Raw genomic sequence first — 21,235 nt, forward strand, 5'->3', positions numbered from 1 at the left:
CATTATATCGTCTGCATTACCGTTCCAAACGCTATAAACTGGTCGCCAAACAGCTCGTAACCGCGTTGTCTCAAAGCGCCGGAATGCTCTGCCATAAAGGTATTGTAGTTCTCCATGCTATCAGTAAAGTACTGAATCGCATAGGTAGGCCCTTCTGAATCATCCTGGTCCAATAGCCGACACATGCGGTAGTCATGGAAAAGTCCTGTATTCAATATGGCAGGAATCTGCTCCTCACGCATCCAGTGCATCCACTCAGGATGTATGCCGGTAGCCACTTTCGTAGTAATATTGTAGATGATCATGTGTGCGATAAAAGTACTTATAGTTACCTTATATTATAAGGCCAGTTCCAGGTATACCGGACAATGATCCGAGTGTTTTACCTGTTGATAGATGGCTGCATGCTTCAGCTTTTCCTTCAGCGGCGCCGTTACATTGATATAATCGATTCTCCATCCCTTGTTGTTATTCCTGGCATTTGCCCGGAAACTCCACCAGCTGTACTGATGCGGATCAGGATTGAAATGACGGAAGGTATCTACAAAACCACTGGCAAACAGCTTGTCCATCCAGGCTCTTTCCTCTGGCAGGAAACCAGTGGAGTTCTTGTTACTCACCGGATCATGGATGTCTATCGGCTGATGACAAATGTTGTAGTCCCCGCAAACAATGAGGTTTGGGCGGGTTTTGCGCAGCTCAGTGAGGTACGCAAAAAACTCCTCCAGCCATGCGTACTTGTAGCTCTGCCTTTCGTCGCCGCTGGTGCCGGAAGGTATATAGGTATTGATCAATGTCAGGTCGCCAAAATCCAGGCGGATAAAGCGCCCTTCTGTATCACTCTGCAGGTTGCCATTACCGTATTGTACATTGTCAGGCTTAATGCGGGTGAGCACAGCCACCCCGCTATAACCCTTCTTCTGCGCCGAAAACCAGTAATGCTCATACCCCAGCTTATCAAACTGGGCAAAGTCGACATTATCCTTGTTGGCTTTTATCTCCTGTAAACAGATAATATCCGCCGGATCTTCTGTAAGCCATTCTGTAAAACCCTTGGTCATAGCGGACCTCAGGCCATTCACATTATATGAAACAATTCGCATGATGCTGTACTGCTTTTACATGTCATATTCCAGGGTAGGGCGTAACCATTTTTCCGCCTCTTCGATCGTCCAGCCTTTACGCTGTGCATAGTCTTCTACCTGGTCTTTTTCAATCTTACCCAGCCCGAAATATTTGGCTTCAGGGTTGGCAAAATACCATCCGCTAACGCTGGCTGCGGGGTACATGGCGAGTGACTCTGTAAGGGTAATGCCGGTGTTTTCAGTGGCATTCAACAGGTCAAACAGCTTGTATTTTTCAGTATGCTCCGGACAAGCAGGATAGCCTGGCGCCGGGCGTATACCCATATAGGATTCTTTAATCAGCTCTTCGTTTGACAGGTGTTCGGCGCTGGCATAACCCCAGAACTCTTTACGTACACGCTCGTGCATCAGTTCTGTAAAGGCTTCGGCCAGCCTGTCGGCAAGGGCTTTGAGCATAATGCTGCTGTAGTCATCATGTTCTTCCTTGAATTTCTCCAGCCATTTTTCGATACCCACACCGGCAGTCACCGCAAAACCTCCGATATAATCCTCTTTGCCGGTGGCAGCAGGTGCTATAAAATCGGCCAGCGACAAGTTAGGCTGCCCCGGTGCTTTCTTGATTTGCTGACGCAGGAATTCCAGTTTAACAGGAGAGATGTCAGATTGTTCAGGGGTAACCTGAATCGTGTCTGCTGCAATGGTATTGGCAGGGTAGAGGCCTATCACCGCATTGGCGCCCAGCCATTTTTCAGCGATGATTTTTTGCAGCATCGCCTGCGCATCATTATACAGGTTGGTGGCTTGTTCGCCCACTACCTCATCTGTCAGGATCTGAGGGAATTTCCCATGTAGCTCCCAGGAGATGAAGAACGGCTGCCAGTCGATATACTTTGCTATCTCACCCAGATCATAATTTTCAAACTTCCTGATGCCGGTAAACGCAGGACGCACAGGCGCAAAATTGTCCCAGTTGATGGCTACTTTGTTCTCCTGGGCAACAGGGAAAGGCAGGTATTGTTTTACCGGTCTTTTATTACGGAATGATTCGTTGAGTTTATTGTATTCCTGATGGAGGTCTCCCAGGAAGTTTTTCTTAAGCGCCTTGTTGAGCAAACTACCGGTTACCGTTACACTACGGGAAGCATCCAGTACGTGTACTACGCCGTGCTGGTACTCAGGGGCGATTTTAACGGCTGTGTGGGTGCGACTGGTAGTAGCACCACCAATGATCAGCGGCACCTCAAATTGCTGCCTTTTCATTTCACGGGCTACGTGTACCATTTCGTCCAAACTAGGGGTGATCAGCCCACTCAGGCCGATGATATCCACCTGTTCCTGTTTGGCGGTCTGCAGGATCTTTTCTGCCGGCACCATTACGCCCAGGTCGATAATCTCATAACCATTACAGGCCAGGACTACGCCTACGATGTTTTTACCGATATCGTGTACATCACCTTTTACGGTAGCCAGGAGGATTTTACCGGCAGATTTGATTTCTCCGCCATGTTCTGCCTGCATGCGCAGTTTTTCCTCTTCGATAAACGGTGTGAGCACGGCAACGGATTTCTTCATTACACGCGCACTTTTTACTACCTGCGGCAGGAACATTTTACCGGAACCAAAGAGGTCACCCACGATGTTCATACCGTCCATCAGCGGCCCTTCAATTACATCGAGGGGGCGTGGATATTTAAGTCTTGCTTCTTCTGTATCAGCTTCTATGTAATCGGTAATACCATTCACGAGGGAGTGACTGAGTCGTTCTTCCACGGTGCCCAGTCTCCAGCTTTCGTCTTTTTCGATGACTTTACCCTTTGCTTTAACCGTTTCCGCAAAGGCAATCAGGCGTTCGGTGGCATCTTCCCGGCGGTTGAGGATCGCATCTTCGCAGAGGTCTCTCAGTTGTGGTTCGATGTCGTCATAAATCTGCAGGGCGCCGGCATTCACGATACCCATATCCATACCCGCCTTGATGGCGTAGTACAGGAATACGGAGTGCATGGCCTCACGCACAGCTTCATTACCCCTGAAGGAGAAGGAAACGTTGCTGACACCACCACTTACTTTAGTCAGTGGCATCAGTTCTTTTACGCGGCGGGTGGCATTGATGAATTCCACCGCATAGTTATTGTGTTCTTCGATACCGGTAGCGATAGCGAAGATATTTAAGTCAAAGATGATATCCTCTGGCGGGAAGTTTACTTTCTCTGTGAGGATTTTATAAGCACGGTGGCTGAATTCAACTCTTTTATCTTCCGTATCTGCCTGCCCATGCTCATCGAAAGCCATTACTACTACGGCAGCACCAAAGGCTTTACAGATTTCTGCGTGTTCGATGAATTTTTCTTCTCCTTCCTTGAGGGAAATGGAGTTTACAATACATTTACCCTGCACGCATTTCAGTCCTGCTTCAATAACACTGAACTTACTGGAGTCGATCATTACCGGGATGCGGGAGATATCTGGTTCAGCAGCCAGGAGATTGAGGTAGGTAGTCATGGCTTTTTCGCCATCCAGGAGGGCGTCGTCCATGTTTACGTCCAGGATCTGTGCGCCGCTTTCCACCTGCTGGCGGGCTACGGACAAGGCTTCTTCGTAAAGGCCTTCACGTACCAGGCGGGCAAACTTCTTGGAACCGGTTACGTTGGTTCTTTCCCCGATGTTGATAAAGTTAGCTTCGGGGCGTATTACCAGTGGTTCCAGTCCGCTCAGCCTCATGAAAGGCTGGATTACCCGGCGTTGCTGATCATTTACAGTTGCACCCTCTATAGTGGTAGTATCGTTCAAAGTAGTTACACTCATTGTTACTTCTCGTAGAATTGAATTAAAATATGACTATGCCAGTGTGTGCGTCAGGACAGGTCGCTGACGTGGTTTAATACTTTTCACATGTTGTGCGATATGGCGGATATGATCCGGTGTAGTGCCACAGCATCCTCCAACAATATTCACAAAACCAGACGCGGCAAAGTCTTCAATGATACAGGCGGTATCTTCCGGTTCCTCATCGTACTCACCAAAGGCGTTGGGCAGCCCCGCATTAGGGTAGCAGCTAACGTTGCAGGTAGCGATGTTGGACAGTTCTTCCACATAAGGACGCATCTGCTGGCCACCGAGTGCGCAGTTTAGTCCTACAGAGAAAGGATTTGCATGCATGACAGAGATATAGAAGGCCTCCAGGGTCTGACCGCTGAGGGTACGACCGGAAGCATCTGTAATGGTGCCGGATATCATGATGGGCAGCTCAGGCTTACCACTTTCACGGAAATATTTTTTGATAGCGAAGATGGCCGCTTTACAGTTCAGCGTATCGAAAATAGTTTCGATCAGCAGAATGTCTACGCCGCCTTCTGACAGGCCTTTGACCTGCTCCTCGTATGCAGCAACCACCTCGTCGAAGGTCACGGATCTGTAACCGGGGTTGTTCACATCCGGTGATAAGGACAATGTCTTGTTCAACGGACCAATAGCGCCGGCAACAAAGCGAGGTTTGTCCGGGTTTTTGGCGGTGTATTCCTGCGCAGCTTTCTTAGCAATACGGGCACCTTCCACATTCAGCTCATACGCCAGCTCCTGCATGTCATAGTCGGCCATAGCAATAGTAGTGCAGCTGAACGTATTGGTTTCAATAATATCAGCACCTGCTTCCAGGTATTCCTTGTGAATGGCTTCTATGATCTGAGGCTGGGTGAGGTTGAGAAGGTCGTTATTCCCTTTAAGGTCGCTGGGATAGTCTGCAAACCGGGTGCCTCTGTAATCTGCCTCGGTTAGTTTGTATCTTTGGATCATGGTGCCCATTGCACCATCGATGATGAGCACGCGCTCATCGGCACAGTCTTGTAAAGATTTCATGGCTTTATTTTGTTTATTAGTTACTGTTTAAAATCACAGGGGAACAATAAACAAATCCACCCTGTATATCCTTGCAAATATACTATATTCCTTACTATTATCCCTGTTTTCCATGCCTGCATAGGTGTCTTGACTGTTTATATTGTTGTGTACAGATATAGATTTTATCTATTTTTAAGACTAAAATTTGGAAATAGTCTATAAAGTCTACTATATTTGTAGGGTAATAATCAAGCATCATGCAACACGATAGTTTAAAGACAATGCAATATTCAGCCGTGGCTCCCCACCAGTCAGGCTCCAGCTGCTACCCGGCAGCCCGATGTATCTGCTTCTAATTCATCTAATTGTCATCCGCTTTATCATCTTATTACAACAAAATTTAACCAATCATGACGATATCACAGCATATCCATACACTCCGTGAACACCTGGCAAGGTTGGGGTTGCAGCCAGTAACGGAACTCTCTTCCCATCAGCAGGAAGTATTCAAGGTATGTTTCCTGAATAAGTTCGAAATGCAGCGCTGGAAAGAGCTAAAGGAACAAGATCAATCAGTGACCAACCATACAATATTTGAAGGGCTGAGCGAAAGCCAACCCTGATATGATTTTCATAACGTGGAATTACAGGTTAAACGAAGACGGGTGCTATTCAGCACCCGTATTTTTTTGTCCCAAAACAGCAAGAGGGACCAGTGCCCCTCTTGCTGTTTTGAAAGATGCTACACCAGCGGCACTGGCATCTCCCGAAAAAAATTAATAGCAGTTATTTTTGCTGAACATAGCTCTCCAACGGTAACCTGTTCGATATAGATCTCGCCAGCGTCATCTCATCCGCATACTCCAGCTCTCCACCAAACGCAATACCACGGGCAATCGTAGTAATCTTTACCGGCAAATCCTTTAAGCGCCTGCTCAGGTAATAAATGGTTGTATCGCCTTCAATAGTAGGATTCAGCGCCATAATCACCTCGGTAACCCCCTTTTGCTGTACCCGCTCCACCAGCGAATGAATATTCAGCTGCTCCGGCCCCACGCCATCCAAAGGCGAAATAATACCGCCCAATACATGGTAGAGTCCGTTATATTGCTGCGTATTTTCAATGGCCATCACATCACGGATGCTTTCTACCACACACACCACCTGTTTGTTACGGGAATGGCTGAAACAAATGCTGCAGGTATCCTCATCGGAAACGTTGTGACAATCCTTACAAAACCTGATCTGCTCGCGCATTCTCGCAATCGAATCACTAAACTGCTGTACCTGTGCCGGCTCCTGCTTGAGCAGGTGCAGCACCAACCGCAGCGCCGTCTTTTTCCCAATGCCCGGAAGCCTGGAAAACTCATTAACCGCATTCTCTATAAGTGCAGATGAAAATACCATATTACAAAGGTAGCAAATCCTGTATGCCTAAATTTTCAGTGTTTTTATATTGTTCCAGCCCGCCTTGAGGTTATATTTCTCCGGCAGCAGTATCACCCTTTCCGGCTGGCGCTTAGGATCGGTAAAATAACTGCCGCGATCCCACTTGCCGTTATTATTGGCGTCCAGCAACACTCTTACCGTATACTCGCCCGGCGTAATCAGCTCCTGGGTCCACTTACCATTGACCGTAGTGCCGGAATATTTAATGGCCTTATCCTGTACCAGCTGCACCACAAAATGCATGGCCGTATCGGCAATCGCATCGCGGGTACTGTCGCTCACCACCAGGTCAGCCTTGAAAATAGAATATTCCACCAGCTTCTTTGTAACAAAATTGATGGTATCCGGCTTCAGCAAAGCCTGATTGGACGTATCTCTTACGGCATCCTTAGGAATAATCAGCTGGTAGGTCATATTCTCCTTCCACGGATAATGCAGCACCCAGCTGGTGTTGGTACTATCCAGCGCCGAATGGTAGGCCACCTGCTCACGGGTAGAGTCCTGGAACAGCTGAATCCTGTTGCTGTCCAGCATCCGCAAAGGCTGATTGAAATCTATCCGCAAAGGCAAAGGCAATTCCTGTTTGTTGCCCTCCAGCTTGGCCGTAGCAGCCAGCTTAGGTAACTTTTTCTTCCGTTCTTCTCTTTCCTTCTCTGTTTCTTCCACCGGCTCAGGTACATTCAGGGAATCCATGGGGTCCACCTTTTTAATTGTACTGTCGGTTTCTAAAAACAACAGCATATTCACATCGGAAATATTTTGCTCCGTAATCGTAATCGGCTTTTCTATAAAAGCGATCAGCTCCGATTCAGCGCTATACATGAGATCTTTATCTTCTTCCTTAATAGCAAATATTTTGTAAGTACCCGGTGCCAGGTTCTTGAAACGGAAAGTGCCGTCGCTCTTACTTTTGGCGTAATACAATGGCTTTTCCTTGCTCACAATGGAATCCGGACTATCGCCCTGGTACAGGAGCACAGACACGCTGCTGTCCAGTGTACCATTTTCAGCGTTGATAATGCGTCCCATAATCTGCAGGCTATCCAGGTAATCGCCGGTGGACACCACATACTGAAAATCCGGAATCGGGTTGCGCTCATTAATATCCCGCACGCCGTCCGCAAAGTTGAAGGTATAGGTAGTATTAGGTTTCAGTGTATCCTTAAACGTGATGGTCACAGTTCTCAACTTGGCCGTAGCTATTGGCTGGCGCTTCAGGGTAGGGGATACGATCAGCTTATCATTAATGTTATCCAGCTCCACATACTCGTCAAATGAAAACTGAATTTTCTGCCCCTTGAAGTGCAGGGTTGAATCCGCAGGGCGCGCCTGCAGTAATACCGGAGGCAAGGTGTCCCTCGGACCACCACCCGGCGGTACTATGTTGGCACAGCGTGAAAAAAAGATAATCGCTACCGGTATCAATATCAGCCAGAAAGTCCAGCTCCTGAATTGTTGATTCATGAATGTTAGAATATTTGGCAAACTTACGAAATGACGCGAAAGCGGTGATTATATTTCAGGTTCTTCTTCCAGGGGACCCAAAGAAATGTATAACTTATTGTCTTTCAAAAAAATACAATAGGCCTGTGAAAAATACATTAACTTAAATGAAATTAAGTCGATCACTCATGGGTGCAGTTTATTCCCTTTCACGTACACAAACCATTCCGGCCTCCCTGGAGGCGGTGTGGGACTACTTTTCAGCTCCCGGCAACCTGGTGTCCATCACGCCTTCCTATATGCGTTTCCGTGTTACCTCCGCACCGTACAATGGCAGCATTTATCCCGGCCAGATCATTACCTACAAAGTAAGTCCGGTCATGGGCATCCCCCTGACCTGGGTAACAGAAATTACCCATGTAAGTCCGCAAAGGTTTTTTGTAGATGAGCAGCGTAAAGGGCCCTACCGCATGTGGCACCACGAACATCATTTTGAAGCGATACCGGGTGGAGTGATCATGCGCGACCTGGTACATTACGAATTGCCGCTGGGAGTGTTGGGAACACTTGCCCATGGCTTGTTTGTAAAGAAACAACTGGAGGAGCTGTTTCTTTACAGAACGGCCAGAGTCACGGAAGTTTTTGGGGAGATGTAAGGGCTACTCTTTTTCAGTGACGGTGGTAACCAGGTTGCTGCCGTTATAGAGGCGGATCGCCGTTTTTCCCGTTTTGGGAATGCTACCCAGCCAGAGCGGAACAATAGCGGCGGAACCTTTCTCCGCATTGGCGGCAGCTGAAAAGTGCAACGCTGCATTGTTGGTATTGGTGTTAAGTGTAGCTGAATCCAGGGATACCTGCGTACCATAGTAAGTAGCCGGCATAGATGCAGCTATAACCACACTGGTGCCGAAGTCGGGAGCTACCACATTGTCCGTCATAGTTCTTGCCACGCCAAACAAACTGTCAAAACTTTGCTGGTTGTCGATTACCCAAAAGGTAAGACTATCGCTGACCTTCACTGTATTCTTTACAAAAAATCCCGACAGTGGTTTTACGTCCAGTTGTGTAATCGGGTCAGGAGTGGTAGCAACCGTGCTGTCCATATCTTCTGTATGTTGCTGCGGATTATTCTGACAGGAGATCGCTAAGATCAGCATTGCAGCAGGAATAAAGGTTTTAAGCATAATCAGTAGTTTTTCGGATTATTGAACAGGCGGCGGTACCGGTGCCTTCGATAAGGAGATCAGCAGGGAAATGTTGCCCACACTGTGTTTGCCGGTACCACTCATCCAGGCAGATCTGGTTTGCTGGGTGTAGATGACGGAGCATCTGTTAAAGCCAAAGCCCACGCCATAGTCTATTCCCACGGTGAAATGTTTCATGTGCGTCACCTGCTGGCCGGACTGGTCTATAAAATCTTCATTGCGCCATTTGAAGATACCTCCTTGCAGCAGCGCATTGTAATATACGATATTAAACATCGGGTTACCGAAGGCATACGCCTGGAATTTGTTCCTGGTAGCGATTTTCAGGTCCCTGTTGCCAAACCAGGAATTGAATTTTCCTACTCTGATGTTTGTTTTCGCCTGCATGGAAGCCACCATGGTACCCGCCTGCGCTGAGGCGCTACCTACTATTTCAAGGAATGGCTTAGGCGCATACAGCATTTTCTCATAAGTGAAATTATAGTTCAGCAGCGGTGCATTTGGCACCTGGTGCTGCCAGCCATTGGGCTTTTGGTAATGGATGAGGTTATGGAAAAAAGTCTGTGTTTCCTCTGCAAATGCCCACGGGCCCATTACGCCAAACAGGAGTTCCGAGTGCAGGCTATACCGTTTTTCCGGATTGTAAGAGGTAAGCTCGTGGCGGGCAAACAGGGCTCCGGCGTAGTAAAAGTCATCCGGAATAAAAGTCGAATCACTGATGATATTCGGGGTGATCATAATCTGCATCAGGTTCCATTCCCACACATTAATAGCCTGCTTGCCCGCTTTAGGCATGATCCACTTATCCAAAAACCGGCTTGGCTTATTTTTCATATAGCGGTAACCGATAAGTGTGCCGTTGCTGTAGGCTCGGTCGGTACCCTTGCCCCAGATGTTGAAAAAGTCATCATCTTCGTATATCCGTAGGAGTCGGGTCGCGTTTTGGGTAATCTGAGCCAGTGCCATAGCCGGGATGCCCATCAATAGGATCAATAGTAGCGTTATTTTCATTCCGTAGATATTATTCCTCTCGGATAATAACCATCTATTGTTACCCATTGTTGAGCCGGTGCCGGCTAAAAAATCTTGAAGATATCGAACGCATCGCGGGATAGCTGTTCCCGGTGGTCCGGGTGTGCAATATTTATCAGCTCCTGCGCTCTTTGCTTCAGGTTTTTTCCCTGCAGGCAGGCGATACCGAATTCCGTTACCACGTAGTGCACGTGTGCCCTGGTGGTTACTACGCTGGCGCCGGGTTGTAGCCTGGATACTATGCGGGAGATGCCTTTGGACGTAGCTGAAGGAATTGCGATAATCGGTTTGCCGCCTTGCGACAGGGCTGCGCCGCGCATGAAGTCCATTTGTCCACCTACGCCGCTGTACTGCCTGATGCCGATGGAGTCTGCACAAACCTGCCCGAAAATATCAATTTCGATAGCGCTGTTAATGGCCGTTACCTTTGGATTTTTGCGGATGTTAGTGGGATTGTTGACGTACTCCACGTCCAGCAGTCGCACGATGAGGTTATTATCCATGAAGTCGTACAGCCGGCGGGAGCCGATGGCAAAGCTGGATATCAGCAGCCCTGGCTGTATGGCTTTTTTGCGTCCGGTGATCACTCCTTTTTCCACCAGGTCGATGATGCCATCTGAAAACATTTCCGTATGAATACCGAGGTCTTTATGGGTATCCAGGCATTTGAGTACCGCGTTGGGAATGCCGCCGATGCCCATTTGCAGGGTGGCGCCATCGTCGATAAGAGAGGCCACATGTTGTCCTATGGATAGTTCTGCCGGGCTGGGTGCATTGATTTGTTGTTCGTAGATGGGGTAGTCTGCTTCCACAGCAGCATTGATACGGGAGATGTGAATGACGCCATCACCGAGGACCCGCGGCATGGAGGGGTTGATCTCAGCAATGATCACGGGAGCCAGTTCAATCGCCGACCGGCTTACGTCGCATGACACGCCCAGGGTGCAGTACCCGTTTTTATCAGGCGGCGAAACGGTGATCAGCGCTACGTCTATGGGATGTTCCATGGAGCGGAAGTATTTGGGGATTTCGCTGAGGAACATGGGGACGTAGTTAGCGCGACCCTCATTCACTGCTTTACGGACGTTTTTGCCCACGAAGAAAGTATCAACCTGGAAGGAATTGACATGTTCCACGTCGGCATAGGGTGCATCCCATTCCGTGTGAATGCTGACCAGTCTTACATTCTGTAGTTCATGACTCCGGTGCGCCATTTCTTTTACGAGTAATTTGGGAGTGGCTGCTGCGGTATGAATAAAAACGGTGTTGTTGGATTGTATGAGCTTTACAGCTTCTGCAGCGGATGTGTAGGGCATATGTTCGGATTTTACCAGGCTAATTTATTGTGTCCGCGGTTGCTGAAAAATGAGCAATGTCATATCTGTGCAGCGGGCATCCTATTTTGGAGATAGGAACAAGTAATAACAGGTAATTGTTGGCTATTGGAGCGGTTGTCATTTTTTTGTTAGGAGAGATGTAATGCCATACATTGAAAAATGGATAATATAATGAAAATGGCTACCCTGGCGGATTTCAAAAATGCAGTTGTCCATTCTAGCTGTAGGTGTGTATAAATTTTGCGGACACAACAGCATCAAATCCTTTTAGAATGTCATATTTTAGCAATCTAAACCGGTACTACAATTCATTGCGGAGAGACCTGGCACATATAAGTGAGCAAGCGCTGATAGATAGGCTTATTTTGGAGGACCTTGCAGCCAGGGAATTTCTTTATGACCGATATGCAGGCGCATTGTATGGTGTAGTACTCCAGTTGGTTCCTGTAAAAGATAGAGCCAATGATGTGATGGTCCGGGTGTTTACCTGGGTATATCAAAATATCAACAGTTTTAAGACCTCCGGATATAAAACGCTATTCGCCTGGTTATTGCGCAAAACAAGAGAAATGGCTATCAGGGAGGCTATACCGGAAGGATCGCTGATCGGCGCCGAGTTAGTCAGAAACGAAGAAGGAGTGTTACAACGATTTTATGTAGGGTTACCCACCGCAGAGCAACAGGTTTTCCGGTTGTGTTATTTCAGAGGATTATCAACAACAACGATAGCCCGTATGATGGCGATATCAGAAGGGCAGGTAAATGAAATATTGGAAGCTGCCATGAAGGCTTTCAGAAAATTCTTATCAAACACTTGGAACTAAAGTTTTACATAGAAAGCGGGATCATTGAATCCTACGTCTTAGGACTCGTATCGGAGGCTGAAGCAGAAGAGTTTCAGCTGATGAGAAAGCTTTATCCTGAGCTCGAAACCGAAATCGAAATGGTGGAGCGCAGGATAGAAAGAGCAGCCTTCGACGAAGCGGTATTACCTCCGGCAGAGGTAAAGGGCCGCGTTATGCAAAGCTTCCGTTGGGAAGCCAATGGTGCTGGTGCCGGCTTTGGCGGCGCTACCGCAGAACCTCCACCGAACTATACCTTCATCAATATCCAGCCTAAAGAAGGCGACCAGATAACGGTCCATAAAAACTGGCGGCTGTTCTTCATTTTCGTGGTACTACTGGCAAAAATCCTGTTGTTTTTTGCCATTTTCTATTTCCTGAAATATGCGCAGGTAAAGGAAGAACAGAAAAAAACCGGTTTGTATTATCATCCCTCCTCCATTACTATCTCCCAGGCTTCGAAATAGCTGAAATTTTTTTTTCAGTTTGAGAATCCAGTTACCATTAAAAGACGTAAGTATTATTACTAATATATTTATTAGTTAGCTTGACGGACTTATATTATAAATCTTGAATATTAAGGAATATATCGACAGTGGTATCATTGAGCGGTGCCTGCTTGGGTTGGCGACTCCCGAACAGGAGGCCGAACTCCGCTACCTGCGGGAAATATACCCGGTCCTTCGCCTGGAAGCGGAGGCGGTAGAGCTACGCCTGGAAGCAATAGTATTCGAGGAAGCCGTTAAGCCGCCGCCAGCAATCAAAACAAGGGTACTGGATGAGATCCGGGAAACGTTTACCCATCAGCCTTATAACGGTGGTAACTATACGAATAACAACAACGATACGTATATCCACCTCACCCCGGGATGGAAAAGAAAGATAACCGTCAGCATCTGGTGGAGATGTGGCTTTATTGCCATGTTTGTGGCTACCATGGCGCTGGCCGCCTCTACCTGGTACCTCTACAACCAGGTGCAACGCTTGCAGGATGTAATCTTCCACAACCATTATCCTTCCGCACCAGCCTCCCGCTGATACATTACATTTTCATTTGGTACGTTTATTGCAAATGCTGAAATTGCCGGCGATTTCAACGGGTTAAACCTTATAGGGACACCGTATGTTGTATCACAAGAGCATTTAAAATAAACAAATACACTCTCCATGAAAAATTTATCATTTGCTGCTGTACTGCTCGCAATGATCGCTATTATCGGATCTGCTTGCACTCCTAAACAAGGCGTAACCACCGACATTAACAAAGCTGCTGTAAAAGGTAACTGGGTACTGACCGATGTTAAATATGAAGGGATTCCTGACAACGCCAAAGTAACCGTTTTCGACCAGGCAGAGGCTAAATGTTTCATCGGAAGCCAGTGGGTATTGCCAGATAACGCCGCCATGGGTTCATACACCCTCAGCGCCAACGATAACGCCTGCGCACCCGCTTCCCAGAAAATCGTATGGTCCATCTTCAAAGGTGCCAACGGTATGCAGTTCCAGTTCAAAAAACTCTACTCCGGCGAAAAAGCTAAAAACGTAACCGATGGCTATCGTGTAGATATCCTGGGCGCCGGCAGCACCATGACCTGGAGAGCAAACGTAAACTTTGAGGGCAACAACGCCGCCATTATCTACACTTTACAGCGCCAGTAATCTGATACCTACATATTTCGTATAGCCGTTCCGATTATAACCGGAACGGCTTTTTTTATGCGGACTAGAAATAGTATATTCGGTTAGCAGTAAAACCGGCATTTTATATGAGCACGCAGCACACCAAAATCAAGTTCCTCGCCCATGCTAGTTTTCAAATAACTACCCCGGAAGGAAGAACAATCCTCATTGATCCATGGTATACCGACAACCCTTATCTCCCTGCCGGCACCGCCATTCCGGAACAGGTGGACCTGATCCTGCTCACCCATGGCCACGGTGATCACATGGACAAAAAGATCATTGATATGATCCGTAATCTCTCGCCCAAAGTGATTGCCAACCCGGGCGTAAGAGTTTACCTGGCAAACAACAGCGTGCCCGCCCACGTATTTGAAGGCATGAATGCCGGCGGCACCGTGTCCCTGCTGGATGTCAGGATTACCATGACCAACGCCTTTCACCATGCGGCCATCACGCAGCCCGATGGCAAACAAGGCTACCTGCACCAACCCAATGGCTTCATCATCTGGCTTAGCGACGATGTATCCGTATACTACGCCGGCGATACCTCCGTATTCGGTGATATGGCCTTGATTGGGGAGATATATGAACCGGATATTGCCATACTTCCTATCGGCGACCGCTTTACCATGGGGCCGCTGGAAGCAGCTTTCGCCACCAGACTACTGAAAGTAAACCACGTGATCCCCTGTCATTACGGCACTATGCCGGCACTAACAGGAACGCCCCAACGACTAAAAGAACTGACGCAAGACCTGTCGCACCTGGAAATACACGAGCTGAAACCCGGCGAAGTACTTGAGACTTCCGGACTCAAGCTGAAACAGTGGTAAAGCACTAGCCAATATTTTATCCGTAATACCAACTAACTATGTTGCCCCTGACTACGAGCAGGCTAATGGTGTATCCGTGCCGGCTACCGTTGCTGACACATATCTACCTGGGGAATGCACATGCCGCCACTGAACTGGATGCATTCATCCCCGCCGAATGGCCACCGGAAGACCTGAAAGAAATGATACCGTATTTTATTGAATCCCTGCAGCATGATCCCAAAGCGTTTCCATGGCTGTTCTGGATCATTGTTACCCGGGCAGAAAGAACCGTGATCGGGAACGTGGGCTTTAAAGGTCGCCCCGATAAAAACGGACAGGCAGAAATCAGTTACTACCTGCTCCCTGCGTATAGGGGACAGGGTTATATGAGAGAGGCTGCCGCCGCACTGGTCAACTGGGCTTTCACGGACACGCCTGTACGCCGCATAGTGGCCGAGTGTGACGCTACCAATATTGCCTCGCTAAGGGTATTGCAAAAGCTGGGTATGCGGTTGGGATATAAGTCCGGAGATATGCTGTACTGGCATCTCCCTAAAAAATAAAACTATTCTGAAATATTCTGACGGGTAAAACGAATAAACAACTGCGCCAGCTTGTCCTGCTGCCCCTGTAAATAGGTGAAATGCAGTTTTCTCACCAGTTTAAAATTCCTGATGGGCAGCACTACAAACTCACCTGCCTCCAGCTCGCGCTGTACGGCCTGTAGCGATAAAAATGCCGCACATGGCGCATGATACAGATAGGATTTGATGCTTTCCGTATTACCCATATACATGGCAATATTGAGATCTGTGATTTTCAGTTTCAGCCGTTTCAACTCTTCGGTAAGCACTTCCAACGTGCCGGAACCATGCTCGCGCATGAGTAAAGGAATGGTTTTTAATTCCGCCGGTGATAAAGGCTCGCCATTGCCATAAGTATGCTTTGAATTGCCCACGAGCACAATTTCATCTTTCGCAAACTCTACATATTTTAACTGGGGATTTTTAGAACTACCTTCTATAATCCCCAGCTGTATACTTTTTTCAAAAAGTGCCTGTTCAATCTGTTCGGTATTGCCACTCGTGAGTGAAGTTTTTACATCCGGATAACGCTGGTTAAACTTGGCCATCAGCGGCGGGATCAGGTACTGCGCAATGGTGCTGCTGGCGCCTATCGGCAGCATACCACCCTGTGTATGCTTCAGCTGATTGATATCGTATTCCAGGTTGCGGTAATCAGCAAAAATGATTTCTGTATGGTGCATCACCAGCTGGCCTGCACGGGTCAGTTTAATCTTATTGCCGATGCGCTCAAATACAGCCATGCCCAACTGTTGCTCCAGTTCGTGGATATGCTTGGTCACAGCCGGCTGAGAAATGTAAAGCTCTTCAGCCGCCTTGGTAAAACTGAGGCGCTTGGCAACGGTATGAAATACTTTGAGTCTGAAATCGAACATGTGATAAAAATACTTAAAATCCGCTATTATGGATGAATATAGGCCCAGCCTTCCGATTGTTTGATGATCAGCTCACCGTTGCCGCTGGGCGTATATTGGATAAACGGAAATAACTCTGACCTGGCAATATTACGCTCCTTCAGCGTATTCTCGCACTCTACCAGGATCACGCCTTTGGCTTTCAGGTCCTGTAGCAGTTGTTCGTAAGGCTTGCTCTTCAGGAATACGGCTACGCCGCTTCCATGGGCTACCAGTTCTACGGTTAACTTATTTTGTAGTCGTGGGTCAGACAGGGCGTTGCTGATGTTTCTTAACGTGGCACGGATAACTTTATCATCGTCACTGTTGAGTTGGTAAACAGCCTTAAACGTGGATGGCTGCTGGGCCTTGGCGGGCAGAAAACTACACGCGCAAATTGCCGCTGCTAATAGTAATTGCTTCATGATCGCAATATAAACACAAAAGCGCCGTATAACGGCGCTTTTGTGTTTTATGATTTTTTCTTGCCTGCGTCTTTGTTATTGGTTTTGTAACGCATGTCCGGAGTACCGTCTTTCTTTTTAGGCCCTTCGGATTTGGCTGTTTGTTTGTTTTCTTTGAACCGCTTGTCAGGTGTACCGTCTTTCTTGGTCGGGGCCGCAGCGGTGGCTTCTTTCTTAGTGGCCTCTTTTTTAGTGGCTTTGGCAGGTGTTTGCGCAATGGCTGCTGATACAATCAACATAAGTGCCATCAGGCCGGTCAGAAACTTTTTCATAAAAATATGTTTCATAAAAATTAAGAAAATATTTCATGAATAATATACCTGTAAGGGTTTTTTAAGGGAGATTTAATTTTTCTCCACCCACATGCCATTGTCCCTGATCAGGTTTATCAGTTCATCCACTGCCACATCGCTGTTAAGCCCTTTCTTCACTATTTCTTTGCCTCTGTACAGCGTGATTTTACCTACGCCGCTTCCTACATAGCCAAAGTCGGCGTCGGCCATTTCCCCGGGTCCGTTTACGATACATCCCATGATAGCGATTTTAACGCCTTTCAGGTGATGGGTTACCGCGCGGATGCGGGCTGTGGTTTCCTGTAAGTCAAACAGGGTGCGGCCGCAGGAAGGGCAGGAGATATATTCTGTTTTTGAAATGCGGGTACGGGTGGCCTGTAAAATACCAAAGGCCACATTATTGAGTGTAGCATACTGGCTTGCATCCACAATGGGATTGGTTAACCAGATACCATCACCAAAACCATCCAGCAGGAGGGCTCCGGCTTCTGTAGCATGATGAATCAGGTGTTGGTCGTTTGTTTCCTGTTGGCTGCTGCTGTGGATAATAACGGGAACGGTTATATTTTTTTCAAGCAGCAGGGTGAAGAAACGACGCACATTAGCCATGGCGGTAGGGCCTGTACTGCTGGCACTGAATACCATTGCAGCGGCTTGTTGCGGATCAGTGGCCAGTTGCAGGAGGGAGGCAATTTCCGGTGTATCCAGGTTGTCGCAATTGATGGCAATAAACTGTTCTTTGGCTTTTTGTCCTTCTTTGCTTGCCTGCAGGTATTGTTGCAGGTTATAATATGGGAGATACTGGTCTTTCTCCGCCAGGTTGTTCCAGGTATCGGCGTTAAGCACTACGCGCAGGGTACCCGGCAGGCCGAAAGCAGGAACCAGATCTGCGGTGTAGATATAATCTGCTGCTGCATCTGCGATATTCCATTTATCGCTGGGCTCATCGTAGGTGTAGCCAATTGCGGTAAGGTCGGAAGGTTGTAAGGCGGTAGCATTGCTGTAGTCGGCTACTACTACCGGCACCTGTTTGGCGCCTATATTTTCAACGGCTTCACTATCCCTGCGTTTGTAAGTGAAGGGAGAGTAAGGCACGTGTATCAGCGGTGTTTGTGTGGCTTCCGGGGTAGTGCTGCGATTGGTATATCGTTGAATGATATCGCGGCAAACCGGCAGCTCAAATTCCGGATCTTCGGTAAGGGATACGCGGATGGTATCACCCACGCCGTCTTCCAGTAAGGTGCCGATACCAATGGCCGATTTAATACGACCATCTTCTCCGTCGCCGGCTTCTGTTACACCCAGGTGCAGCGGATAGCTGTGACCCAGTTCCTGCTGCATGGTTTGCACCAGGAGTCGGTAAGCCTGCACCATTACCTGAGGATTGCTGGCTTTCATGCTCAGTACAATGTTGCGGTAGCTCAGATCCTCGGCAATGCGAAGGAATTCCATAGCGCTCTCTACCATGCCCATCGGGGTATCGCCGTAGCGACTCATAATCCGGTCGCTGAGGGAGCCGTGGTTGGTACCAATACGCATGGCTGTACCATTTTCCTGGCAGATTTTTACCAGCGGGGTAAAGCGTTCCCGGATACGGTCTATCTCTTCCTGGTATTCACTATCCGTATAATCCAGTGTTTCGAATTTCTTTTTATCTACATAGTTTCCCGGGTTGATACGCACCTTTTCTACAATGCGGGCGGCTATTTCCGCGGCATTGGGCGTAAAGTGGATATCGGCCACGAGGGGCGTATGATAACCCTGACGGCGAAGTTCTTTTTTGATGGCCAGCAGGTTTTCTGCCTCTTTTTTACTGGGGGCTGTAATCCTTACCAGCTCGGCGCCTGCTTCGATGCAACGTATGGTTTGGGCCACAGTGGCGGCCGTATCCATTGTATCGGTGGTGGTCATTGTCTGAATGCGGATAGGGTGATGGTTGCCGATCACGAGATCTCCCACTTTCACCTCTAAGGTGTCCAGACGTTTGTAGGATGTTAATGAGTTGCAATAAAGCTGCATGCGATTATGTTTTCCTTGCTGGTGCAAAGTTAAGAAAGTGGGCTTCAATATTCCTTGCAGAAAGGGACAATATGTTTTTCTGAATAATAGGAGGGCCGTTGGCCCTCCTATTATTCAGAAAAATCCCTCCGCCAACGGCGGAGGGATTTTTCTGATATATCTTTAGCTAATTGATTACCAATCTTTTTCAACTGGAACTACCTGCCCTTTGGCCTTCTTGGTTTTATCCTGGAGTTTCTTTTCCTCCTGACCTAATGCCTGCAGGAGCCTTTCTGCTTCCTGTTTGCTCATTTTGCTGGGCTGTGGCTCTGGTTTCTGCTGTTCCTGGTTTTGTTTGTCTTTATCCTGCTGGTCTTTGTTCTGCTGATCTTTGTCCTTATCCTGTTTGTCTTTATCCTTGTTCTGCTGATCCTTATTCTGGTCCTTGTTCTGGTCTTTATTCTGATCTTTTTTGTCCTTGTCTTTGTCTTTATCCTTGTTTTTGTCTTTGTTATCGCCGCCGCCACCTTGCTGCTGTTGCTTTTTCAGCATAGCCTGTGCGTAGGCGAGGTTATAACGGGCATCCTCGTCATTAGGATTTATCTTAAGCGCCTGTTTGTATGACTTTATACTTTCTTCCCACTTTTTATCTTCCATGAAAGTGTTACCGATATTATAGTCGGCATCAGATTTCATATCTTTTTTTTCTGCGAGTTTCAGGCTGTTAGCGTATTGATTACGGGCTTCCTCGTATCTTTTTTGTTTATAGAGCGAGTTGCCGAGGTTATAGTTACCGGCGGCAGACTGGGCGTTTTGCTCCAGGGCTTTTTTGTAGTTGGCTTCCGCGTCGGCAAATTGTTGTTTACTGTACAGCTCATTGCCTTTACGGATGTATTTATTGCCGGAGCCTTTTTGCTGTGCGCCTGCCGTAAGGCTTGTCAGCACTGCAATGCAGATAAATCCATATTTTATTAACTGTAGTTTCATGTGTTGTGTTGTTGTTATGCTACGGAAGATGGCAATTCCTCTTTTTTCTTACGGCGAACTTCCGGAATAAAGAATTCTATCAGTAACAATGCCAGGGCTACGCCCAGGAAATATTGGAAATAGCTGTTATAATCGGTGAAAATATTTTCACCAAACTCTTTTTGTTCCATGCTGTCAATTTTGGCAGCGAGGGTGTTTACTACGTCATCGGTGTTATTTTCCAGGTGTTCGTAGATGCCGTGGCCGGCATAGGCAATGCCTTTCAGCTCACCTTCATTGAGTTTGGATACAACGGTGTTGCCTTCCCTGTCTTTTTTATAGCCGCCGGTTTCCGGATCGGGCAGGGGAGATCCGGTGGTAGAGCCGATACCGATGGTATTTATCACTACACCGTTTTCAAATGCTGCTTTTGTTTTTTGCACGGCGGTTTCGTCATGGTCTTCCCCGTCAGAAATCACGATGAGGGCTTTATGCTTGCGTTCTTTCTTATTGAAGGCATCATCAGCTGTTTGTATGGCTTGCCCGATCGCTGTTCCCTGGGTTGGAATCATATCCGGGGATACGGTGCTCAGGTACATTTTAGCAGCGGAATAATCGATGGTCAGCGGCATCTGGAGGTAGGAGTTGCCGGCAAACACCACCAGGCCGATACGGTCGTTTTCGAGCTTATCCATCAACTTGGTAATCAGCTGTTTGGCGCGTGTCAGGCGGTCGGGTTGCACGTCGGTAGCCAGCATACTTTTACTCACGTCCAGGGCGATCATTACATCCACCCCTTTACGGGTGATTTTCTCCATACGGCTGCCTTTCTGGAGGTTGGCCAGGCCAATTACACCAAAAAAGAAAGCGAAGAATATCAGAAAAAATTTGAGCACAAAAAGTTTGCGGGAGTAACCGGTAAAAAGTTTTTCTACCAGGGCAGGATCGCCAATACGCTTGATAGACCTGCGTTTCCACCAGGATACAGCCAGGAAGGCCAGCTGCAGAACCAGCAGGAGGGTCAGTGCCCATAAATACTCACTATGCTGAAATCGTAACATATTCTATTTTAAGATATTCATTACCGGTAGTAAACCAGGTAAGAACTCAAAAATAATTTTTTTGTAACGTATTCCAAGTGGCGGGTACCGGGTTTAGGTATTTTTTAACGCTCTGCGGAGGCACTTTTTACACGTGGGGCTGAATAAAATGGTTCCCTTCCCAGGCGGGTGATGTAATAAAAATCGTTTGCGCGGTTCTCTGCGCCCTCATCTTGCTTAAATGGGAAGGGTACACCAACGGTGCACCCTTC

Annotated in this window: 23 protein-coding genes; 8 read left to right on the forward strand and 15 right to left on the reverse strand. The window is 47.6% G+C overall.

The features are described from left to right. Window positions 1-2 precede the first annotated feature (2 nt). Genes KW844_RS01910 through KW844_RS01925 form a run of 4 tightly spaced genes read right to left on the reverse strand, consistent with a single transcriptional unit; the run spans window position 3 to window position 4,937 of the window. A complete protein-coding gene (locus tag KW844_RS01910) occupies window positions 3-305 on the reverse strand; it encodes a DUF4286 family protein (protein WP_218375012.1) in 303 nt (100 codons plus the stop codon). A 33-nt stretch (window positions 306-338) separates the two neighbouring features. Further along, the gene (locus tag KW844_RS01915; protein ID WP_218375013.1) at window positions 339-1,103 is read right to left on the reverse strand and encodes an exodeoxyribonuclease III; all 765 of its coding nucleotides are present in this window, start codon (window positions 1,101-1,103) and stop codon (window positions 339-341) included. 15 nt (window positions 1,104-1,118) lie between these two features. Next, entirely contained in the window at window positions 1,119-3,887 is a 2,769-nt protein-coding gene (metH, locus tag KW844_RS01920) for a methionine synthase (RefSeq protein ID WP_218375014.1), read from the reverse strand. A 33-nt stretch (window positions 3,888-3,920) separates the two neighbouring features. Then, entirely contained in the window at window positions 3,921-4,937 is a 1,017-nt protein-coding gene (locus KW844_RS01925; protein ID WP_218375015.1) for a homocysteine S-methyltransferase family protein, read from the reverse strand. Between the two features lie 392 nt (window positions 4,938-5,329). Here KW844_RS01925 and KW844_RS01930 point away from each other — a divergent pair, with 392 nt between their 5' ends. Continuing rightward, entirely contained in the window at window positions 5,330-5,542 is a 213-nt protein-coding gene (locus KW844_RS01930) for a hypothetical protein (RefSeq protein ID WP_218375016.1), read from the forward strand. A gap of 163 nt (window positions 5,543-5,705) precedes the next feature. Here KW844_RS01930 and recR read toward each other — a convergent pair whose 3' ends face one another. Both recR and KW844_RS01940 read right to left on the reverse strand, forming a co-directional pair. After that, window positions 5,706-6,326, reverse strand: coding sequence for a recombination mediator RecR (gene recR / locus KW844_RS01935; RefSeq protein ID WP_218375017.1), 621 nt, complete (start codon window positions 6,324-6,326; stop codon window positions 5,706-5,708). 27 nt (window positions 6,327-6,353) lie between these two features. Further along, complete coding sequence (locus KW844_RS01940; RefSeq protein ID WP_218375018.1) at window positions 6,354-7,832, reverse strand: Ig-like domain-containing protein; 1,479 nt, start codon at window positions 7,830-7,832, stop codon at window positions 6,354-6,356. Window positions 7,833-7,978: 146 nt separating this feature from the next. Between KW844_RS01940 and KW844_RS01945 the strand changes: the two genes are divergently transcribed. Beyond that, entirely contained in the window at window positions 7,979-8,467 is a 489-nt protein-coding gene (locus KW844_RS01945) for an SRPBCC family protein (protein WP_255578107.1), read from the forward strand. A gap of 3 nt (window positions 8,468-8,470) precedes the next feature. Here the strand turns inward: KW844_RS01945 and KW844_RS01950 are convergent, their stop codons facing one another. The 3 genes from KW844_RS01950 to KW844_RS01960 all read right to left on the reverse strand — a co-directional run bounded on the left by KW844_RS01950 (window position 8,471) and on the right by KW844_RS01960 (window position 11,364). Beyond that, complete coding sequence (locus KW844_RS01950) at window positions 8,471-8,995, reverse strand: hypothetical protein (protein WP_218375019.1); 525 nt, start codon at window positions 8,993-8,995, stop codon at window positions 8,471-8,473. A gap of 18 nt (window positions 8,996-9,013) precedes the next feature. Continuing rightward, on the reverse strand, window positions 9,014-10,027 hold the full coding sequence (locus KW844_RS01955) for a lipid A deacylase LpxR family protein (protein ID WP_218375020.1): 1,014 nt from the start codon (window positions 10,025-10,027) through the stop codon (window positions 9,014-9,016). A gap of 65 nt (window positions 10,028-10,092) precedes the next feature. Further along, the gene (locus tag KW844_RS01960) at window positions 10,093-11,364 is read right to left on the reverse strand and encodes an acetyl-CoA hydrolase/transferase family protein (protein WP_218375021.1); all 1,272 of its coding nucleotides are present in this window, start codon (window positions 11,362-11,364) and stop codon (window positions 10,093-10,095) included. A gap of 293 nt (window positions 11,365-11,657) precedes the next feature. Between KW844_RS01960 and KW844_RS01965 the strand changes: the two genes are divergently transcribed. The 6 genes from KW844_RS01965 to KW844_RS01990 all read left to right on the forward strand — a co-directional run bounded on the left by KW844_RS01965 (window position 11,658) and on the right by KW844_RS01990 (window position 15,288). Continuing rightward, window positions 11,658-12,209, forward strand: a complete 552-nt coding sequence (locus KW844_RS01965; protein ID WP_218375022.1) for an RNA polymerase sigma factor — start codon at window positions 11,658-11,660, stop codon at window positions 12,207-12,209. Continuing rightward, window positions 12,200-12,694 carry a hypothetical protein gene (locus KW844_RS01970; RefSeq protein WP_218375023.1) on the forward strand — a complete coding sequence of 165 codons (495 nt, stop codon included), beginning with the start codon at window positions 12,200-12,202 and terminating at the stop codon, window positions 12,692-12,694. The genes KW844_RS01965 and KW844_RS01970 overlap by 10 nt, the downstream gene beginning before the upstream one ends. A gap of 103 nt (window positions 12,695-12,797) precedes the next feature. Further along, entirely contained in the window at window positions 12,798-13,265 is a 468-nt protein-coding gene (locus tag KW844_RS01975) for a hypothetical protein (protein WP_218375024.1), read from the forward strand. A 129-nt stretch (window positions 13,266-13,394) separates the two neighbouring features. Next, a complete protein-coding gene (locus KW844_RS01980) occupies window positions 13,395-13,886 on the forward strand; it encodes a lipocalin family protein (protein ID WP_218375025.1) in 492 nt (163 codons plus the stop codon). A 107-nt stretch (window positions 13,887-13,993) separates the two neighbouring features. Beyond that, a complete protein-coding gene (locus tag KW844_RS01985) occupies window positions 13,994-14,743 on the forward strand; it encodes a metal-dependent hydrolase (RefSeq protein ID WP_218375026.1) in 750 nt (249 codons plus the stop codon). A gap of 38 nt (window positions 14,744-14,781) precedes the next feature. Next, the gene (locus KW844_RS01990; RefSeq protein ID WP_218375027.1) at window positions 14,782-15,288 is read left to right on the forward strand and encodes a GNAT family N-acetyltransferase; all 507 of its coding nucleotides are present in this window, start codon (window positions 14,782-14,784) and stop codon (window positions 15,286-15,288) included. Between the two features lie 2 nt (window positions 15,289-15,290). Here the strand turns inward: KW844_RS01990 and KW844_RS01995 are convergent, their stop codons facing one another. The 6 genes from KW844_RS01995 to KW844_RS02020 form a co-directional block, all read right to left on the reverse strand. Then, window positions 15,291-16,184 (reverse strand): LysR substrate-binding domain-containing protein, encoded by an 894-nt coding sequence (locus tag KW844_RS01995; protein ID WP_218375028.1) that lies wholly within the window; start codon window positions 16,182-16,184, stop codon window positions 15,291-15,293. A gap of 26 nt (window positions 16,185-16,210) precedes the next feature. Next, window positions 16,211-16,627, reverse strand: a complete 417-nt coding sequence (locus tag KW844_RS02000; protein ID WP_218375029.1) for a DsrE family protein — start codon at window positions 16,625-16,627, stop codon at window positions 16,211-16,213. A gap of 47 nt (window positions 16,628-16,674) precedes the next feature. Next, a complete protein-coding gene (locus KW844_RS02005) occupies window positions 16,675-16,938 on the reverse strand; it encodes a hypothetical protein (RefSeq protein ID WP_218375030.1) in 264 nt (87 codons plus the stop codon). A 72-nt stretch (window positions 16,939-17,010) separates the two neighbouring features. Further along, window positions 17,011-18,978: a (E)-4-hydroxy-3-methylbut-2-enyl-diphosphate synthase gene (gene ispG / locus KW844_RS02010; protein WP_218375031.1), complete on the reverse strand. Its 1,968-nt coding sequence runs from the start codon at window positions 18,976-18,978 to the stop codon at window positions 17,011-17,013. Window positions 18,979-19,152: 174 nt separating this feature from the next. Next, window positions 19,153-19,944, reverse strand: a complete 792-nt coding sequence (locus KW844_RS02015) for a tetratricopeptide repeat protein (protein ID WP_218375032.1) — start codon at window positions 19,942-19,944, stop codon at window positions 19,153-19,155. Window positions 19,945-19,958: 14 nt separating this feature from the next. Then, window positions 19,959-20,984, reverse strand: a complete 1,026-nt coding sequence (locus KW844_RS02020) for a VWA domain-containing protein (RefSeq protein ID WP_218375033.1) — start codon at window positions 20,982-20,984, stop codon at window positions 19,959-19,961. Between the last annotated feature and the right edge of the window lie 251 nt (window positions 20,985-21,235).

The organism is Chitinophaga sp. sic0106, assembly GCF_019219075.1.
Classification (GTDB): Bacteria; Bacteroidota; Bacteroidia; order Chitinophagales; family Chitinophagaceae; genus Chitinophaga.

Bases quoted from the DNA above. Each gene is read 5' to 3' on its own strand.
- KW844_RS01910 (WP_218375012.1), bottom strand. From the start codon at position 305: ATGATCATCTACAATATTACTACGAAAGTGGCTACCGGCATACATCCT.
- KW844_RS01915 (WP_218375013.1), bottom strand. From the start codon at position 1,103: ATGCGAATTGTTTCATATAATGTGAATGGCCTGAGGTCCGCTATGACC.
- metH (WP_218375014.1), bottom strand. From the start codon at position 3,887: ATGAGTGTAACTACTTTGAACGATACTACCACTATAGAGGGTGCAACT.
- KW844_RS01925 (WP_218375015.1), bottom strand. From the start codon at position 4,937: ATGAAATCTTTACAAGACTGTGCCGATGAGCGCGTGCTCATCATCGAT.
- KW844_RS01930 (WP_218375016.1), top strand. From the start codon at position 5,330: ATGACGATATCACAGCATATCCATACACTCCGTGAACACCTGGCAAGG.
- recR (WP_218375017.1), bottom strand. From the start codon at position 6,326: ATGGTATTTTCATCTGCACTTATAGAGAATGCGGTTAATGAGTTTTCC.
- KW844_RS01940 (WP_218375018.1), bottom strand. From the start codon at position 7,832: ATGAATCAACAATTCAGGAGCTGGACTTTCTGGCTGATATTGATACCG.
- KW844_RS01945 (WP_255578107.1), top strand. From the start codon at position 7,979: ATGAAATTAAGTCGATCACTCATGGGTGCAGTTTATTCCCTTTCACGT.
- KW844_RS01950 (WP_218375019.1), bottom strand. From the start codon at position 8,995: ATGCTTAAAACCTTTATTCCTGCTGCAATGCTGATCTTAGCGATCTCC.
- KW844_RS01955 (WP_218375020.1), bottom strand. From the start codon at position 10,027: ATGAAAATAACGCTACTATTGATCCTATTGATGGGCATCCCGGCTATG.
- KW844_RS01960 (WP_218375021.1), bottom strand. From the start codon at position 11,364: ATGCCCTACACATCCGCTGCAGAAGCTGTAAAGCTCATACAATCCAAC.
- KW844_RS01965 (WP_218375022.1), top strand. From the start codon at position 11,658: ATGTCATATTTTAGCAATCTAAACCGGTACTACAATTCATTGCGGAGA.
- KW844_RS01980 (WP_218375025.1), top strand. From the start codon at position 13,395: ATGAAAAATTTATCATTTGCTGCTGTACTGCTCGCAATGATCGCTATT.
- KW844_RS01985 (WP_218375026.1), top strand. From the start codon at position 13,994: ATGAGCACGCAGCACACCAAAATCAAGTTCCTCGCCCATGCTAGTTTT.
- KW844_RS01990 (WP_218375027.1), top strand. From the start codon at position 14,782: ATGTTGCCCCTGACTACGAGCAGGCTAATGGTGTATCCGTGCCGGCTA.
- KW844_RS01995 (WP_218375028.1), bottom strand. From the start codon at position 16,184: ATGTTCGATTTCAGACTCAAAGTATTTCATACCGTTGCCAAGCGCCTC.
- KW844_RS02000 (WP_218375029.1), bottom strand. From the start codon at position 16,627: ATGAAGCAATTACTATTAGCAGCGGCAATTTGCGCGTGTAGTTTTCTG.
- KW844_RS02005 (WP_218375030.1), bottom strand. From the start codon at position 16,938: ATGAAAAAGTTTCTGACCGGCCTGATGGCACTTATGTTGATTGTATCA.
- ispG (WP_218375031.1), bottom strand. From the start codon at position 18,978: ATGCAGCTTTATTGCAACTCATTAACATCCTACAAACGTCTGGACACC.
- KW844_RS02015 (WP_218375032.1), bottom strand. From the start codon at position 19,944: ATGAAACTACAGTTAATAAAATATGGATTTATCTGCATTGCAGTGCTG.
- KW844_RS02020 (WP_218375033.1), bottom strand. From the start codon at position 20,984: ATGTTACGATTTCAGCATAGTGAGTATTTATGGGCACTGACCCTCCTG.